Here is an 18,286-nt window from a genome sequence, read left to right as displayed (position 1 = left end):
TCCATCGGGGCGGATGGTTTTAATTAAGTTACCCAGTTCATCGTAGTGATAGCGCAGTACTGCCGTCATATCTTCGAGATGCGGGATCTTGTAGTGTTGGTGTTCTCGGATCAGTTGTCCAATTTCGTTGCGGTAGAAGTCGATTTGACTGTTTTCGTTGACAGTACGACTCAGTTGTCCATTTAAATTATAGTCAAAGCGCTCGGTTTGGGTTTTGCGGGTCTCGAGATGGGTATAGCTTTTTTCGGCAATTTGTCCATCTTCATGGTAGCCAAATTGGGTAATGACTTGAGCTTGTTTGATTTGGAACAGGCGTCCACTTTCTGCATAGGCATAATGCTTTTCTTCGCCATCAAAGGCTTGTTCTCGAACCAGTTGTCCCATGCTGTTGTAATCGAACAGGTACTCTGCATGGTTTTGGTTGATCAGCTTTTGGATGCGGCCTTGTTTGTCCCATTGGTAGCCAATCTGGTATTTGTTGGCATCTATGCGTTGTTGCAGTAGCCCGGTTTGGTTGTAGCTGTAGAGGGTGGCTTTGCCTGCGGTATCGATGTGTTTGAGCAAGCGTCCTTCTTGGTCATGCTCGAAGTGTTCTTTTAAGCCATCGGGGTAGATGACAGTTTTAAGCTGTCCTTTATCTATGCCTTGGTCGCTATAAAGGTATTGCACGGCTTGGGCTGTGGCATCTTGTTGTTGTAAGAGTGTGCCTGTTTCGTCATATTCCCACGCGCTTTCTTTGCCAGAGCAGTCACTGTAGGACAGCATTTGCCCGAGGTCGTTGTACTGAATGCTCTTTTTACCGCCTTTAGCATCAATCACCTCAACCACTTGCCCTTGAGCATTGTATTTATAGGTCGTGGTATGTCCCAGTGGATTGATTTCTTTGCTGACATTGCCATCAGCATCGTATTCTTTTTTCCAGATATTGCCTTCGGGATCTTTGGTTTCAATCAGATTGCCTTGATCATCATAGGCAAAGCGGATCACCCCGCCATTGGGTTGTACGATTTTAGTCAGTTGTCCTGCTTCATCGTATTCTTGTTGGGTTTCGCGTCCTTCAAAGTCGATTTGTCGGGTGATGCGTTTGTATTGATCGCGGGAATACCAGGATTCGCGTCCATCCGATAAACGGGTGCGATAGGTAAAGCCTTCAAGGTCAAAGTAGTAGTAGGTCGGATTGTCATAGGCATCATACACCGCCACTTGGCGTAGGCGCGGATGCCATTTCAGTTTGGTGTGGAAGCTCCCATCATCCGCCCATTCCTCAATCGCTTTGGCATTCGCTGCAGGGGATTCGTAACGGATATTTTGTCCACGTCCTGTGCGGTCGGTATAGCGGGTCAGTTGATGGGCATGGTTATAGGTATAATCTCGATGATGCCCATTTTGATCATAGGCTTTGATCAGATTACCGTGTTGATCATAGTCATAGCGTGCCAGTGGTTCTGCTTGCTCATCCACAAAGATCGCAATCATCTTCACTTGGGGGTTGTAGGCAAATTTTAAGCTCTGCTGGGCTTTTTTAAGTTGAAAATCGACTTGCTTCAGAAAGGCCTGTCCATTGACCAGCAAATAATCCAGTTTCACCTGTTCGTTACTGCTTGGATTCTCCTCTAACACCAGATGATAGTGCCCACCTTCTACAAATTGGTGAAAGTGAAAATTCCAATCGCCACCAAAATTTAAGGCTAGATCACCATTCTCAAGCGGGGCAATCAAAATCCCTTCAAAAGGTACGTCGTAGACTTGTTCAGTGATACTGGCTGGTAATCGATGTTTACGTCCATTACCATCAATAAAGAGATAGCCGAATTCAGTCGCTTCAATCCGATTGGAAAAGGGCATCATCCAGCGTGCACCTATACAACTGTCATCAAACTCTGACATTTGCGAGTTGTATTGGCGGCTAAAGCCAAAGCCGAGCAGTGGCAGATAAAAATCAGTATGTTTGACCCGCTCTGCACCGATGGCATAGCTGATACTCTTGAAAGTTGCTGAATCACTGCCAAGGGTTACGCAGAGTGGATCATTGAGGGCATTGGCTTGTAGCGAAACAAACTCTAAAGTATCGCCTTTGGTATGCCGCTCCAGCTCCCCTGTTTGGGTCACAGGCACACTGGCACTGACTTTATTTTCTAGCTCAGCAATCGCTTTTAAGGTTTCATCAATCAACCACATCAGGGTGTATTTTTGTCCGCTGGATTGGGCTTGGATCGCGCCGGTCAATTGACCCGCATGTTTGGCAGCAAGCAGCTGTAAAGCCCCTATGGGTATGTCGGCATAGGCTGAATCTTGTCCTTGTTTGGCCACGGCTGCGGTAGAGATCAAGCTGGCAAGCGAGGCGGCCCAGTTGCTAAATTGTTCTTTGGGATCACGAGTATCAGCACTGGCACCTGCACTGCTGACAGCACCAGAGACAGCACCTACCGCACCTGTAATACTGCCTTTTGGCATGCTCAGTGCGGTCATCATCAATGCTCCCAAAGCACTGGCACTGCTGAGTAAGCCTGCCAACTTGCCTTTGGTTTCTTTGAGGAATTTTTCTAGGTCGCCGGCAATCATCGCATTTAAGTGCAAGGACAGGCGTTTGATACCAGGCTCTTGGATTTTACCGTCTTCTTTATACAGATATTCAGCCATTAGACCAAACATCGGTCTCAGCGCCATACGGACATGCGCTTCGGACTGCGGTGCCAAGAACAAGCCAATCAAATTGGCACTGAGTAGCGCTGCCTGTTGTACGCCGGCATCACCTTGCTTGGGCTTCAGTGCAAACAAGATCACATCGAGCACACTGCCGGTTAAGGCAAAAGAATTCGCCACCATCGGGACGTTGGCATAGGCTTGCAGTTGTTGTAAGTTGGTTTGACCACAACTGGATAAAAACAGTTGCACTTGACTGGCAATGCGTTGTAAATCGGTCGGTGAACGGGTGCTTTCCAAATTAAACACAGCCAACTCAGGGGGAGTATCTTGAACCTGTTCTTGTCCTTGGCCTGGATGACCTGAATTTGCTGTGTCTTGGAATGTCATGTGATTACCTTGTTTTTAATTATTTGAAGGGAATAAACACCCTAATGTTTAGAATTTTTTTATATTAATATTTTACTCAAAAGCGATATCACTAATCAAAAATACAACCATCTAGAAGAAATTGTATTAGATCATTTTCAGCCTAATAAATTATTAAATACAAAGATATTTTATAAATTATAGACAAAAAAAAATATTATGCCAACTCAATCAACTTAAAAGATATAAATGTAAGATGATTAAATATATCCTTTTTTTATCCAATTTTTATCCAATAACGAAATTCCTTATTGCCATCTTCATCTAAACGCTCTTCTTAAAGGAGCAATTCATGCCCCAAATGCATACAAAATTTTGGGATATCCCACGATGTAGAATTATCTGTAGTAAAAACTTCAGCAATGTCACCCGATTTAGATTTTCGAATGGCTTAGTGTATAAAAACCTTAGATTAGCGCTTGAAGTGCAAATCTATGTTTTTACCATAATGCTTGACTTTAATTTTTAAAGTAGAGCCTTTTTCTTGCACGATGATTTAAGTGTTGAGTCATTTCTGAGATACACTTTATCTCTTAAACCTTAAAAAATCATAAAGAAACGTCAGGGTTAAAGACAACAAAAATGAACTTAAACTTATAATCGAATAATAAGTCAGGAAGTGAAATGGATCGTGAAACAGTATTTGGGATTGGGTTTTTATGTATATTTTTATTCAGTACTTTGAGTTTCAGCATGACGAATTATTATCTATATCAATATTTAATCAAAAGAAAATGAGTAGAAGGGTATTGGGATTTTAATGCTTACGTCTATGTAAATAAAAATTGGAAACGCTATCGCATCATTTTTAAGGCGGAAAATAGACATGATTACGACTTAAAAAAAGCCAAAGTCTATCTCATAACGTATTACCTGTTTATGGTGAGTATATTTGTGCTGGTTGGTTTTGCGATTAGCAGATAAGGCTCCCTCAGCTGAAAGAGCCTTAGCTGAAAATTTTAGACCATCACATTCTCAGGGCTATTCAGGTTTTTAATCGCATTTAAAATCTGATGATCATGCTCACATACAATGATTTTGGCGCGATGTTGGGGGGGGAGAAAACCTTCTTGTACAGCGTGATCGAGTTGAGCAATCAAGGCATTATAAAAGCCATTCACGTTGTAGATCAGCATCGGTTTCTGATGTTGATTGAGTTGTCCCCAAGTTGCAATTTCTAAGATTTCCTCAAAGGTACCTAAGCCACCAGGCAAAGCAACAAAAGCGCTGGCACGCTCTGCCATCATAGCTTTACGCTCATGCATGCTTCTCACTACATGCAGTTCGGTCAATGTGCTGTGCGCGATTTCATAATCCAACATGAATTCTGGAATGACACCGACTACTTCACCACCTGCCTGAATCACACTATCTGCAACTTGACCCATCAGTCCAATGCTTGCACCGCCATACACAATGCCGAAACCTTTCTGAGCAATACTTTCAGAGAGCTGAATGGCCTTTTCTTTATAGATGGGGTTATTACCAAAACGTGAACCACAGTAGAGTGCGACCAGTTTTTGTGTGGCTACTTTCTTTTGTTGGGAGTGTTTTTGCTGAGTTTCAATTTGTTCAATATCATTATTTTTACTTTTGTTGAATGCTTCAGCAGAAGGTGAGTTTTCAGGTTGTTGTGCGTTATTTTGAAACTTGGGAAATAATGTATTCATTGATCACTGTCTACCTTGTATCTATTTTCATCATACTTTTCATTTATTAATGTAAGCAAAAACAGTGACAAGATGGTGTTTTAAAGCTACAAAATTGCAATATTTTGTATCAGCAGACCTGAAATCGAAAAAATTGACGACTCTTTGTGAAAAAAACTGAAATTCGTTGCAATCTTTTTTATACTGAAGTGGTGTTTTACAACCAATGAACCTCCATGAGTAGTGATCGCGGTCAACTCGAACAACAATATTTTTTTGATACTCGACAAATAAACAAGAAAAATAATCCTGTGTTGAATGCTAGTTTTATTCAAACCTTTACAGGTCAATTCAATCTTCTTCAGGGCATGATGCAGGAGTACGCATTATGATTTTTGAATGGATGTCAGATCCATCCGCATGGATTGGATTGGCAACACTGATTGTACTAGAAATCGTTTTAGGGATTGATAATTTGGTTTTTATTGCGATTTTGGCGGAAAAGTTGCCGCCTGAACAACGCGATAAAGCTCGGGTCATCGGACTGATTCTAGCACTACTCATGCGCCTGATCTTATTGGCCTCGATTGCTTGGATTGTCACTCTTACCAATCCGATTTTCTCTGTTTTTGATCATCCATTCTCTGTCCGAGATTTGATTTTGATCATTGGTGGGATTTTCTTACTGATGAAAGGGACGCTTGAGTTACATGAGCGTTTGGAAAGTAAACCTGTCGTTAAAGAAGAGAATCCAGTCCATGCTGTATTTTGGATGGTGATCGTTCAAATTGTAGTTTTAGATGCGGTATTCTCACTCGATAGTGTGATCACCGCAGTGGGTATGGTCAAAGACTTATCAGTGATGATGATTGCGGTCATTATCGCTGTCGGTATTATGCTTTGGTCATCTAAAGTCTTGATGGACTTTGTCAATAAGCATCCAACGGTAGTCATTCTGTGCCTATGCTTCCTGATGATGATTGGTTTCTCATTGATCGTAGAAGGCTTAGGTTTCCATATTCCGAAGAGTTATTTATATGCTGCGATTGGCTTCTCTGTACTGATTGAATTTCTTAATCAACTCATGCGCCGTAACCAAGAGAAAACAGTATCAACCAATGATTTACGTTTTCGTACAGCATCTGCTGTGATGAGAATGTTAGGTGCGAAAAGTACATCTTCAGATAGTTCAAATAAACAGACGGAAGATGTGCTGGCAACGCAAGCATTGGCAGAAGAGATATTTTCAGATGAAAATGCAGTCTATCAAAGCGTGATGGTGCAAGGCGTATTGGGATTGTCAGAGCGACCTGTAAAGTCGGTGATGACGCCACGACCAGATCTGGAATGGATTGATCTAAACGCAGATGTCGAATCAATTAAAACGCAAATGTTGCACATGAAGCACTCACGTTTGATTTTGGCGCATGGGGAACTCGATAATATTGCAGGTATTGTCCAAACTCACAATGTACTGAATGATTACATTGAGTTAGGTGAATTCAATTTTGAGAAACATTTACGCGAACCTGTGATCGTGCATGAAAATGCACAAGTGTTGATGGTGATGGAACAGCTTCGCCAAGCACCTTTACAAATGGCAATTGTACTCAATGAATACGGTTCGATTGAAGGGATTGCAACGCCAATTGATATTTTAGAAGCGATTGCAGGGGAGTTTCCAAATGAGACTGAACTGGATGCAGCAGCCGAAAGTTTAGAGGATGGCTCACTCTTGATCGATGGTTCGACAGATATTCGTCATATTTCACTGTTACTGAATCGAGATTTGGTCGATGAAGCAGAAGAATATTCGACCTTGTCTGGCTATATCTTATTTCATCTTGGACATTTACCTCAAAACGGTGAAAAGTTTGAAGCAGAAGGTTATGTCTTTGAAGTGGTCACAATGGATGGTCATAAGATAGAAAAGGTACATATCATTCCAAATGAAGATGCAGAAACCTGAAATAGAGTCATTAATCCATTAATCAAAGCATGAACCGAAGCATGATTTAAAAGTTATTTCATTCGCAGCAATCATCAAGCATGGTTAGAATAGCACTCAGTAGAGTGCTATTTTTTTTGGAATATTGATGTCTGATCAAGTCTGTCCCTGTGGTCATGGAAATTATGTAAGCTGTTGCCAACTTTTACACTTAGGTAAAGCCAAAGCACACAGCGCTGAGCAACTCATGCGATCACGTTACAGTGCTTTCGCAGTACACGATTCTAATTATATTGTGAGTACGACAGCGCTCGGACAACAACAAGCTTTAGATCAACAGGCAATACTCGATTGGGCAAAGTCGAACCAATGGCTCAAATTAGACGTGGTTCAGGCTCAAGAGAAAATAGATAAAAATCATGCTCAAGTCGAATTCAAAGCACATTATCATGATGGTCAATCAAATCAAATTCATCATGAAGTATCCCATTTTGTGAAGTTTGAAGAACGCTGGTATTTCCTAGATCCAACCACAGATCAGCAGGTCACCATGAAACAAGCCTGTATTTGTGGCTCGACTAAAAAATTTAAGCAGTGTTGTGCTCAATATTTGTAGAATTTATTTTTATTTAACTTAGAATATTGCGCATCAATTACCCTCACTGGAAGAAGGGCAATGTTACTTACCGTTATTTATATTATTGCGATTACGGCAGAAGCCATGACCGGAGCTCTGTCCGCTGGTCGGCGTAGTATGGATTGGTTTGGTGTGATCATCATTGCCTGTGTCACTGCTCTCGGTGGTGGTTCAGTACGAGATGTATTACTTGGACACTATCCTTTGACTTGGGTCAAACATCCTGAATATCTGGTTTTAACCTGTTGTGCAGCGTTATTTACCATCTTCATTGCCAAATGGATGCGTCATCTACGCTCCGTGTTCCTTCTTCTTGATGCACTGGGTTTAATTGGATTCACCATTATTGGTTGCCAAATTGCGATTCAAATGGAACAAGGTTTTGTGGTGTGTGCGGTGGCAGGGGTGCTGACAGGGGTTTCAGGGGGTATCTTGCGTGACATTCTATGTAATGATGTGCCATTGGTATTCCGCCGTGAACTGTATGCCAGCATTTCATTTGTTGCAGTGATCTTCTATTGGGGATGCATTGAAGTGGGTTTCTCACAAGACATTACCATTATTTCTACTTTGATTTTTGGTTTTTCATTGCGCTGTATCGCCATCTACTTTGGTTTGGAAATGCCGAAATTTATTTATAAAGATGATGATGAGCAATCAGCTTCATCTAAAGATGAAAGCTAAATTTGAACTTAAGCTAGAAAAAAACCAATGAAAGGATCAAAATGACCAACATAATGTGAGGTCATTTTGATCAATTCACATGATAAAAACAGCAATAATGATAATCCCTGTTGTGAAGACAGCATTTCCTTTAGAACTTGCAAAGCACACGATACAGAGACCTTGATATGGACTTAATCTCACGCGTACAACGCCTCCCTATTGGTAAATTTCATTACACCTTGCTCTGGGTAATCGGCTTAGGTTGGATGTTTGATGCCATGGATACAGGATTGATCTCCTTTATTTTGGCAAAAATGGCTGAAGACTGGGCAATGACCCCCACGGAAAAAGGTTGGGTGGTGTCGATTGGTTTTGTCGGTATGGCCATCGGTGCGGTGTGTTCAGGTGCATTGGCAGATCGAATAGGACGTAAAGCGGTTTTTGCTTCGACATTGGTGATTTATAGTATTGCGACAGCGGCCTGTGCTTTTGCTCCAAATTTAACGTGGTTATTGGTTTTCCGTTTTATTGTCGGTTTAGGGCTTGGTGGTCAGTTGCCTGTGGCAGTTACTCTGGTCAGTGAATATATTCCTGCGCATGTTCGTGGTCGCTTTATTGTTCTGCTGGAAAGTTTTTGGGGCTTGGGTTGGTTGATTGCTGCCTTAGTCTCCTATTTTGTGATTCCATCTTTTGATTGGCATGTCGCATTTTTAATTGGCGGTTTACCTGCACTCTATGTATTTGTGATTTTAAAGAAAGTTCCAGAATCTGTGCCTTACTTGATCAATCGTGGACGTATTGAAGAGGCACATGCTTTAGTACAAAAACTGGAGCGTCAATGTGGTGTAGAGGTCATTGAAACGATCGAAGTCAAACCCGTTTCAAGTCAAAACAATATTTCCTTTCGCCAGTTATGGACGGGCGGTTTTGCGCGTCGTAGCTTGATGTTATGGCTGATTTGGTTTGGTATTGTGTATTCGTACTACGGCATTTTTACCTGGTTACCCAGCTTATTGGTCAAAGAAGGCTATACCATTGTTCAATCCTTTGAATATGTCTTGGTCATGATTTTGGCACAATTACCAGGTTATATTGTAGCGGCATGGTTGGTTGAAAAATTGGGTCGTAAGCCGACACTGGCAGGTTTCATTGCGATGTGTGCGGTGGCGGCTTACTTCTTTGGGCAATCGACGACAGTGGGTATGATCATGTTCTGGGGATGCTTAATGTCATTCTTCAACTTAGGTGCTTGGGGAGTTCTATATACCTACACACCTGAGCAATATCCTGCCAATATTCGCGCCTTTGGTTCAGGTTGGGCAGGGGCGATTGGTCGTATTGGTGGTATTGTCGCGCCTTTAGTGGTGACGCATATGATGGTGGCTGAAAATGGTTTTAGCCATGTCTTTATGATGTTTACTGCGGTACTTTTGGCTGTTGCTGCGGTCATCATTGTATTAGGCGAAGAAACCAAAGGTAAAACTTTAGAATCGATTGGGATGTGATAGATTTATCACATCAATATCAAAATCCAGTTTTTACAAACTCAATACTTAGAACTGGATGATTTTTAAACCATAAGACATAAATTGTCGCAGTGTATTGCTCCATACCCTTGTGCGGGAGCATCCTGAGACTTAGCATAACCACTTAGACACAAGAAATATTGAATAAGGACGAAAGGTTTTATGACAAGCCTTGCGCATCAAGCTACAGAGAATCGTTCTGTCGCAGAATTTACCGAACAAGCTTATCTTAATTACGCCATGTACGTGATTATGGATCGTGCATTGCCTCATATTAGCGATGGTTTAAAACCCGTTCAGCGCCGTATTGTGTATGCAATGAGCGAACTCGGTTTAAAACACAGTGGTAAACCTAAAAAATCTGCACGTACAGTGGGCGATGTGTTGGGTAAATACCATCCACACGGTGACTCTGCTTGTTATGAGGCCATGGTACTGATGGCTCAGCCTTTTAGTTATCGCTATCCTTTTATTGAAGGACAGGGAAACTGGGGGTCGCCGGATGATCCAAAATCTTTCGCTGCGATGCGTTATACCGAAGCTAAACTTTCACAATACAGTGAAGTGTTGCTCTCAGAGTTGGGGCAAGGTACTTGTGATTGGCAGGATAACTTTGACGGTTCAATGAAAGAGCCTGTCAACTTACCTGCACGTGTACCGAATATTCTCTTGAATGGTACAACAGGTATTGCGGTAGGGATGGCAACCGATATTCCACCGCATAATTTACGTGAAGTTGTAAAAGGGACGATTGCACTGATTCGTAATCCGAACTTAAGTGATGAGAAAATTTCGGAATATATTCCTGCGCCTGACTTACCGACCAAAGCTGAAATTATCACGCCACCCGATGAATTGCTGAAAATTCAAAGTACAGGTCGTGGCAGTTATCGTATGCGTGCTGTGTATACGATTGAAAAAAATGAAATCGTGATTACAGATTTACCTTATCAGGTGTCAGGTTCAAAAATTATCACTCAAATTGCGGATCAAATGACAGCGAAAAAACTGCCATTGGTCAGCGATGTTCGTGATGAATCTGATCATAAAAACCCAACGCGTTTAGTGATCGTACTACGTTCAAATCGTATTGATGCTGATGCAGTCATGAGTCATTTATTTGCGACCACAGATTTAGAATCAAGCTATCGTGTCAATATGAACATGATTGGTGCCGATGGTCGTCCGCAAGTCAAATCAATTCGTCGTATTCTTTTAGAATGGATTGAGATTCGTAAAACGACTGTGACTCGCCGTCTTCAATACCATTTAAATAAAATTGAAAAACGCCTGCATATTTTAGGTGGTTTAATTGTTGCATATTTAAATATTGATGAAGTGATCCAAATCATTCGTGAAGAAGATCAGCCAAAACCTGTATTGATGGAACGCTTTGGTCTCGATGAGATTCAGGCAGAAGCCATTTTAGAACTCAAACTTCGTCATTTGGCCAAGCTTGAAGAAATGGAAATGCGCCGAGAGCAAGAAGAGCTTGAGGCAAAGGCAGCAATTATTCGTGAACAATTGGCAAATCCAGAATCTTTGAAAAATCTGATTATTGGTGAGCTGAAAGACGATGCGAAAAAATTTGGTGATGACCGTCGTTCACCGATTGTACAACGTGCAGAAGCATCCGCGATTAGCGAACAAGACTTCATGCCAGCAGACCCTGTGACGGTTATTTTGTCGGATGCAGGTTGGATTCGTTGTGCCAAAGGCCATGATGTGGATGCGGAAAATGCAAATTTCCGTGCGGGGGATAAATACCTCAGTCACGCGCAAGGGAAATCGAATCAAAAAGTTTATGTGATTGATGAGGCAGGTCGAAGCTATGCGTTGCCAATCAACACTTTACCATCGGCGCGTGGCTTGGGTGAACCTTTGAGTTCAAAACTATCACCTGCAAGTGGTGTTGGTTTTAAACAAATCTTTATTGCAGATGATGATGCTGAAATCTTAGCGGTGAGTTCCAAAGGCTACGGCTTTAAGACGCAGGCCAAACAACTCGATACCAATGCCAAAGCAGGTAAAGCGTTCTTAAGTCTTGCGGATGATGCTGAAGTCATGCCTTTGGACGTGATCAGTGGTCACTCTCATTTAGCAGTACTGAGTAGTTCTGGTCGTTTATTGCTGATTGAGCTGTCAGAATTGCCAATGCTAAATAAAGGTAAAGGCAATAAGTTGATACAACTTGATACAAGTGAACGAATTTTGTCCATGACTTCACTTAATTTAAATGAAACAATTCAGGTGGTTGCAGGACAACAACAATTAAAACTGAAAGGTGATGATCTGCAAAAATATGTGGCAAAACGAGCGACTAAAGGTCAGCTCTTACCACGCGGATATCAAAAAGCAAATAGACTGTTCATTCAAAGATAAAACTAGCATCCTTTAAGCAAAATACGTTATATATGAATCGTATTGAATTAAATGGATGCATTATTGAGCACAAACAAATTGAATAAATTTGCTCAATATTGAAAAGAACAGTTTAAAAACCAAGGATTACTAATTGGAGAATAAGGCATTATGGAAAAAATTTGGTTCGCTGAATACCAAAAGACTGGGATTCCAGAAACTGTAGAATTGCCACCGGAAAATACTTCTCTTATTGATATTTTTGAACGTAATTTCCAGAAATTTGGTTCGCGTGATGCTTTTATCTTCATGGATAAAACTTTGTCGTTCAATGAACTCGATGTTGCCAGTCGTCAATTTGCTGCTTACCTACAAGGTTTAGGTTTAGCCAAAGGTTCGCGTGTAGCAGTGATGATGCCTAACGTTCTACAGTATCCAGTGGTTGCTTTAGGTGTATTCCGTGCAGGTTTAGTTCTTGTAAACGTGAACCCACTTTATACTGCACGTGAATTGGAACATCAGTTAAATGACTCAGGTTCTGAAGCTTTGGTCATCATTGAAAACTTTGCTTCGGTTTACCAAGCGATTATTGGTAAAACACCAGTCAAACATGTGATTGTGGCTTCTGTAGGGGATATGCTCGGTACGCTTAAGGGTACATTGGTGAATTTTGTATTGCGTAAAGTGCGCAAACAAATTCCTGCATGGAACATTCCGGGACATGTAACCTTTAATGCAGCAATGGCAAAAGCCAATGTCAGCAATTATAAGCGTCCAACGATTTCTTTAAGTGATACTGCTGTACTGCAATACACAGGTGGTACAACAGGGGTCTCTAAAGGTGCAGAGTTAACTCATCGCAACCTTGTCGCTAACTTGCTGCAAGCGGATGGTATTTTCCAAAGTAAATTTGGTAAAGCAGATGGATCTAAAGATGATCGCATTTTCTGTGCCTTACCGCTTTATCATATCTTTGCATTTATGGTGTGTGCGCTTTACGGGATGTACAAAGGTCAAGCGAATGTCTTGATTCCAAACCCACGTGATTTACCTGCGGTGATTAAAGAGCTTCGCAAATATCAGCCTGGTTTCTTCCCTGCAGTCAATACTTTGTTTAATGCTTTGGTGCACAACGAAGAATTCCAACAGCTTGATCACAGTAAGCTGGTAATGGCGATGGGTGGTGGCATGGCTGTATTGCCTTCGACTGCTGCTGCTTGGAAAAAGATTACGGGCACTAATATTATTGAAGGCTATGGTCTATCTGAGACCTCTCCAATTGCAACAGCAAACCCACCTGCATCTGAAGAATTCAGCGGCACTATTGGTATTCCATTGCCTTTAACGGATGTTGCGATTTTGGATGATGATGGTAATCATCTTGCACTTGGCGAGCAGGGCGAAATCTCGATTCGTGGTCCGCAAGTGATGAAGGGCTACTGGAACCGTCCGGACGAAACTGCAAAAGTTATGACTGCTGATGGATATTTCCGTACAGGTGATATTGGCGTCATGGACAGCCGTGGTTATGTCAAAATCGTTGATCGTAAAAAAGACATGATCTTGGTTTCTGGCTTTAACGTTTATCCTTCTGAAATTGAAGAAGTGATTGCAACGCATCCAAAAGTATTGGAAGTGGCTGCAATTGGTGTGACGGATGAGAAATCAGGTGAAGTACCGAAACTGTTTGTCGTGAAGAAAGATCCTTCATTAACTACAGAAGAAGTACTTGCTTATGCTAAAGAGAATTTAACAGGCTATAAACGCCCACGTTATGTTGAATTTTTGGATGAATTGCCGAAATCTAACGTGGGTAAAATCTTACGTAAAGATTTGCGTAAATAATTCATTACCAGATAAGAAAAGCGCCCTCGGGCGCTTTTTTTATAATCTGAACAGAGTATTATTTTTTCATAAACCAACGATCAATGTATGGACGGCTAATACCAACAATACCGACAAATGTCATCATGGTTCCTGCATGACGTCCGACTGCTTGTAAAGGAATGGCGCCGTGATAACTGAAATAGATATCAACCAAACTATAGATGCTGACAAAGAGTAGCCATAATTTTAAATTAGCACGCTTAATTCCAACAGCATAAAACGCAATCCAGAGGACTAAAAAAGTTCCTAACGTGGACTGCCAATTTAAGTTGGCGCAGATCACGCAAATTAAAAATGCAACGATAGGCAAAACAAAATAAAGTACACGATCGACTTTTTTCTGCTGTACGTGTTGTTGATCTAATACATCAAACAGTTCTTTCTGATCAGAATTTGCCATATCCGTTCCAATGAAATTTTCAAAACGCAATAATTTAGCAAAAATTATCGCATATACACCATGCTATGATAACCCGAATCGCGGATAAGGATTTTTCTTTAAAATCATAAGCTCAATGTAATTTTATGATTAGTTTTTAGTGTTATCAGACCAAAGAATAGACTTTTTTATGCTCAAAATGATGGGTAAGTCTCAAGATGAATAATCTCATTTCTTTAAGCAGGATTCGGGTTATGATATGACCTATAAGAAATTATTGGATAGAAAATTCATGTATGGGATTGATGGCATCATATATTTAATTTTAATTGCCTGTTTAATGCCGTACGTTTTTACCATCATTGCGAAAGTCGCAGCTGGTTTTAACGTCAAAGATAATCAGAACCCACGCGAGTTTTTAGCGAAATCCACAGGTTTGGCTGCACGTGCGAATGCTGCCCAACAAAATAGTTTTGAAAGTCTTCCATTATTTATTGCATCCATTTTAATGGCTGAATATATGGTGATTTCACAAGTCATTATCATGATGCTTGGTGGGGCATACATTGTGCTACGTGCGATCTACGGCATTTGTTATTTATTGAATCTTTCGACATTACGATCAATTATTTGGTTCTTGTCGATGGCATGTCCAATTTATTTATTGATCTTGGTGATTCGGTTAATGTAAAACTGACCGATAGACATACCCAAATATATTCTTGCAAATGTATAATCGAATGATGATTGCTTGATAAAGCGTTATAATCGACACTAACTATTGAACACTACATTGTTAAAGAGTTTCCTATGAGCTACAGTAACATTCCAGCTGGTAAAGACGCACCAAACGATATCTATGTAATTATCGAAATTCCTGCAAATGCAGCTCCGATTAAGTACGAAATTGATAAAGATTCTGATGCTTTGTTTGTAGACCGTTTCATGGGTACAGCAATGTTCTACCCAGCGAACTATGGCTATGTACCAAATACACTGTCTTTAGATGGCGATCCATTAGACGTGTTAGTGGTTACTCCACATCCAGTTGAACCAGGTTCTGTGATTCGTTGCCGTCCAGTGGGTAAATTAAATATGGAAGATGACGGTGGCGTAGATGCTAAACTTGTTGCAGTTCCACATGACAAATTGACACCAATCTACAAAGATATTCAAGAATATACGGATCTTCCACCGTTATTGATCAGCCAAATTGAACATTTCTTCCAACACTACAAAGATCTTGAGCCAGGCAAATGGGTTAAGTTGAGTGGTTGGGAAGGTTCTGACGTAGCTAAGCAAGAAGTTCTTAGCTCAATCGCTGCATATGCTGAAGCAAACAAATAATTGTTATTTGTATATTTAGTCTTTTGTTTTAAGGCTAAATAAAAAAACCTGCACATTGTGCAGGTTTTTTTATGACTTAGATTTTGCTAGAAATTAAAATAATTTCACAGGAATATCTAAGAATAAACGCCATTCATTCGTATCTGGCATGTAGTAGTCATTTGCATAAGCATCATCATTACGATAATGAGAATAACGCACACGTAAGCTAGCATCTTTCGCAAAACCAGATTGAACGGTATATTTCACTTGGTTAAAGATTTCACTTTCTTTTGCATTACTATCTGTTGCGGTATCGATGTCCCAACCATAAACATATGCCGAAGTCCAACTTAATCCAGGAGTAACATATTGACCTAGGTCTACGCTATATTGAACTTGAACTGATTTTTCATCGCGACCGTTGAAATCAGATAAATAAGAGTTTGGTAGGTAGATACTTTGGAAGCCATCAGCATTTTCACCATATGCATAACCGGTATTACCTGTACTTTGTTGGTAAGCCAACATTACATTGTGTGCACCAGTATTATAAGAACCTGAAATTGCCCAAATATTATTGCTACGATCATCTGAGTTCGCATCTAATGTTGAAGATGATGCGCTTGCCCCTTTATCCCATTCGGTACGATAACCACTGAAGTCATACGTTAATGAAGCATTATTTGCTAAAGGTTGTTTAAAATTAGCATTTACATAATGGCGCTCTAAAGCATTTTTACTGTCGATACCATAGTATGAGCCATTAATTTGCTCATTAAACTTGTATTTAGCACCCCAAACAATTGCACTATCAAGCTTATTTTCATCAGTAGAAATTTGCTCAGACATTTGATTTTTGGTGAATTTACCAGCTACAACTTCTAAGTTTTCGATCTCGCGGCTTTTCGCTAAAACGCCTTCAAAATACTCAGGAACCATACGACCTGTATTGCTTGCAAGCACAGGAAGATCTAGAACTTGAGTACCATATTCAACTGTCGTATTTGAAATACGTGCCTTTACACTCGCACCACCACGTGCCCAATGATCATATGCATCTTTTGTACCATCAGCATTGAGCTGATCGTGTACTGGAATCATATTATTTCCAGTATGACCATTTTTACCAAGTTTAATAGATGCATCACCTACAGCATTAACACCGAAACCAACAACGCCTTGAGTAAAGCCAGATTCCAATTTAAAAATTGCTGATTGAGCTGTGGAGCTATTATCTAGTCCGGGAGCTACATTTTTTTTGTCACGATGTAAATGACCTGTACGGAATAGTACTGATCCTTCAGCATCTTCAACAAAGCCTTTAGACTCGCTTTGTTCACTTGCAAAAGCAGTTGAAACCAAAGCAGCTTGAATGAGGACTGCTAATGTTAATTTTTGTGATTTTTGCATTGGGGGCGCCTCATACAAAATGATTATGAATGTGAAATTAAATGTATACACAATGTATAACAAATTATAATTCATTATAATTTTTTTTCATCAAATGGTTATAAGATGTTGGTATATGGAGCGTTGGGAAGATTGATTGAAATATAAAGCTTTAACATTATTTAAAATTATAAAAAACATTGTTTTAGTAAAAAGTGGGCATAAATTGATAGATGTTTTTCATTTTTTTATTTTCAAATGATTAAAATTATTTTAGAAATTCTTCAAATTAATTTTTTCTATAAGAATGTTAAACACTCTTTTTGGATAAATTAAGTACATCGCGAATCAGATGATTTTCCGATACATAAATCCGATGCATCAATAAGTTTTTAGCTTTCAACATTCAATTCATCATTAAAAATCTAAATTTTTAGCAATATTTATTTTTATTTGAATACAATACCAACAAATAATCGGTGTGAAATGTAATGTTAATTCATAAAAAATTAGTTGTAAGCTTGGGTATCTCCCTAACAGTTTTAGCTACAAATGCTTTTGCAGAAGACAAGCCTTCAATTTTAAATGGTGTGGTTTCTGGAAATATTGGTGCAGTCACTAAATATATTTATCGTGGTGGTGTCGAAAATGATGATATCGCACTTCAAGGTGGCTTAACCTATACCCATAACAGCGGCGTTTTTGTTGGTTATTGGGGATCAACTTTAGATTATGATCCCAAAGGGCGAGATCACGGTTCAGAACATGATTTCTCTATTGGTTTTGCAAATTCGATCAATGATGATTGGAGCTATAGCTCACAAATCATGGCCTATGTTTATCAAAATGGTGGTCATACTTATAACGATGATCGGACAGAAAAGCGCTCTACCACGGGCTATGATCTGGTGAATGATGTGAGTTATAAAGATTTGAGCTTAGGCCTCACGGTAAGTTTAGCAGACGCAGATTATGGTAACGCAGGAGATGTTTACCTTAGTGCTGCCTACAGTTATGCATTGCCATATGAATTTTCTTTGAATACCAGTGTGGGAGCTTCTATTTATAATGATGGTCGCGATGATTCTATTGTCCAAACAGCTCATGATTTCGCAATGAATGAAGTTCGTTTAGGACTCAGTAAACCGTTGCTCGATACAGGTATTGAAATGAGTTTAGATTATATCTGGGGCGGTCGAGATCGTTATGATGAAAAACTCAAAGATCATTTGGTTTATGCTGTGACATATAGTTTTTAAAACGGTTTTTAAATAAATCAAAAGTGTATCGCGCTAGGCGATGCACTTTTTTTATGCGTAAATTTATGGCGTAGTTAAGTTTTAGTCTCAAAAAAAGGCATATTTCCAGAAAGTATAAATTGAATTGATGCTGAGTTTAAAAAATGAGAAATCCTTTTTTTATTGTAAAATATGGATATTGATC

General features: G+C 40.0%; 14 protein-coding genes and 1 pseudogene. 10 read left to right on the top strand and 5 right to left on the bottom strand.

The annotated features are described in order from the left end of the window. From AC5YCE_RS10055 to AC5YCE_RS10045, 3 genes and pseudogenes are all read right to left on the bottom strand, one after another. Positions 1 to 3,033 (bottom strand): DUF6531 domain-containing protein (locus AC5YCE_RS10055; protein ID WP_496171948.1); only part of this gene is annotated, 3,033 nt, incomplete at its 3' end. 316 nt (positions 3,034 to 3,349) lie between these two features. Continuing rightward, positions 3,350 to 3,463: pseudogene (locus AC5YCE_RS10050) on the bottom strand (sulfurtransferase TusA family protein); the annotation flags it as partial. Between the two features lie 568 nt (positions 3,464 to 4,031). Further along, positions 4,032 to 4,742, bottom strand: coding sequence for an LOG family protein (locus tag AC5YCE_RS10045; RefSeq protein WP_496125937.1), 711 nt, complete (start codon positions 4,740 to 4,742; stop codon positions 4,032 to 4,034). Between the two features lie 215 nt (positions 4,743 to 4,957). Here AC5YCE_RS10045 and AC5YCE_RS10040 point away from each other — a divergent pair, with 215 nt between their 5' ends. From AC5YCE_RS10040 to AC5YCE_RS10010, 7 genes are all read left to right on the top strand, one after another. Then, a complete protein-coding gene (locus AC5YCE_RS10040; protein WP_496171947.1) occupies positions 4,958 to 5,113 on the top strand; it encodes a hypothetical protein in 156 nt (51 codons plus the stop codon). Then, positions 5,110 to 6,690: a TerC family protein gene (locus AC5YCE_RS10035; RefSeq protein ID WP_496171946.1), complete on the top strand. Its 1,581-nt coding sequence runs from the start codon at positions 5,110 to 5,112 to the stop codon at positions 6,688 to 6,690. Before AC5YCE_RS10040 ends, AC5YCE_RS10035 begins: the two co-directional genes overlap by 4 nt. A gap of 127 nt (positions 6,691 to 6,817) precedes the next feature. Next, positions 6,818 to 7,285, top strand: a complete 468-nt coding sequence (locus AC5YCE_RS10030; RefSeq protein ID WP_496171945.1) for a YchJ family protein — start codon at positions 6,818 to 6,820, stop codon at positions 7,283 to 7,285. Between the two features lie 60 nt (positions 7,286 to 7,345). After that, complete coding sequence (locus AC5YCE_RS10025) at positions 7,346 to 7,990, top strand: trimeric intracellular cation channel family protein (protein ID WP_496125941.1); 645 nt, start codon at positions 7,346 to 7,348, stop codon at positions 7,988 to 7,990. Positions 7,991 to 8,157: 167 nt separating this feature from the next. Beyond that, positions 8,158 to 9,477: a niacin transporter NiaP gene (gene niaP, locus AC5YCE_RS10020; RefSeq protein WP_496125942.1), complete on the top strand. Its 1,320-nt coding sequence runs from the start codon at positions 8,158 to 8,160 to the stop codon at positions 9,475 to 9,477. Positions 9,478 to 9,660: 183 nt separating this feature from the next. After that, positions 9,661 to 11,880, top strand: a complete 2,220-nt coding sequence (gene parC / locus AC5YCE_RS10015; RefSeq protein WP_496171944.1) for a DNA topoisomerase IV subunit A — start codon at positions 9,661 to 9,663, stop codon at positions 11,878 to 11,880. A 150-nt stretch (positions 11,881 to 12,030) separates the two neighbouring features. Continuing rightward, positions 12,031 to 13,704: a long-chain-fatty-acid--CoA ligase gene (locus AC5YCE_RS10010; RefSeq protein WP_496171943.1), complete on the top strand. Its 1,674-nt coding sequence runs from the start codon at positions 12,031 to 12,033 to the stop codon at positions 13,702 to 13,704. A gap of 58 nt (positions 13,705 to 13,762) precedes the next feature. Here the strand turns inward: AC5YCE_RS10010 and AC5YCE_RS10005 are convergent, their stop codons facing one another. Then, complete coding sequence (locus AC5YCE_RS10005) at positions 13,763 to 14,146, bottom strand: hypothetical protein (RefSeq protein WP_496125945.1); 384 nt, start codon at positions 14,144 to 14,146, stop codon at positions 13,763 to 13,765. Between the two features lie 271 nt (positions 14,147 to 14,417). On the opposite strand from AC5YCE_RS10005, the gene AC5YCE_RS10000 reads away from it, so the two are divergent. Both AC5YCE_RS10000 and ppa read left to right on the top strand, forming a co-directional pair. After that, positions 14,418 to 14,816: an MAPEG family protein gene (locus tag AC5YCE_RS10000; protein WP_496171951.1), complete on the top strand. Its 399-nt coding sequence runs from the start codon at positions 14,418 to 14,420 to the stop codon at positions 14,814 to 14,816. 119 nt (positions 14,817 to 14,935) lie between these two features. Continuing rightward, entirely contained in the window at positions 14,936 to 15,472 is a 537-nt protein-coding gene (gene ppa / locus AC5YCE_RS09995; protein ID WP_496171942.1) for an inorganic diphosphatase, read from the top strand. A gap of 93 nt (positions 15,473 to 15,565) precedes the next feature. Here the strand turns inward: ppa and AC5YCE_RS09990 are convergent, their stop codons facing one another. Beyond that, on the bottom strand, positions 15,566 to 16,864 hold the full coding sequence (locus tag AC5YCE_RS09990) for an OprD family outer membrane porin (protein ID WP_496171941.1): 1,299 nt from the start codon (positions 16,862 to 16,864) through the stop codon (positions 15,566 to 15,568). A gap of 470 nt (positions 16,865 to 17,334) precedes the next feature. On the opposite strand from AC5YCE_RS09990, the gene AC5YCE_RS09985 reads away from it, so the two are divergent. Continuing rightward, positions 17,335 to 18,102, top strand: a complete 768-nt coding sequence (locus AC5YCE_RS09985; protein ID WP_496125948.1) for a TorF family putative porin — start codon at positions 17,335 to 17,337, stop codon at positions 18,100 to 18,102. Positions 18,103 to 18,286 lie beyond the last annotated feature (184 nt).

Source organism: Acinetobacter sp. CY79, assembly GCF_059515845.1.
This window is presented reverse-complemented; position numbering and strand designations above follow the sequence as displayed.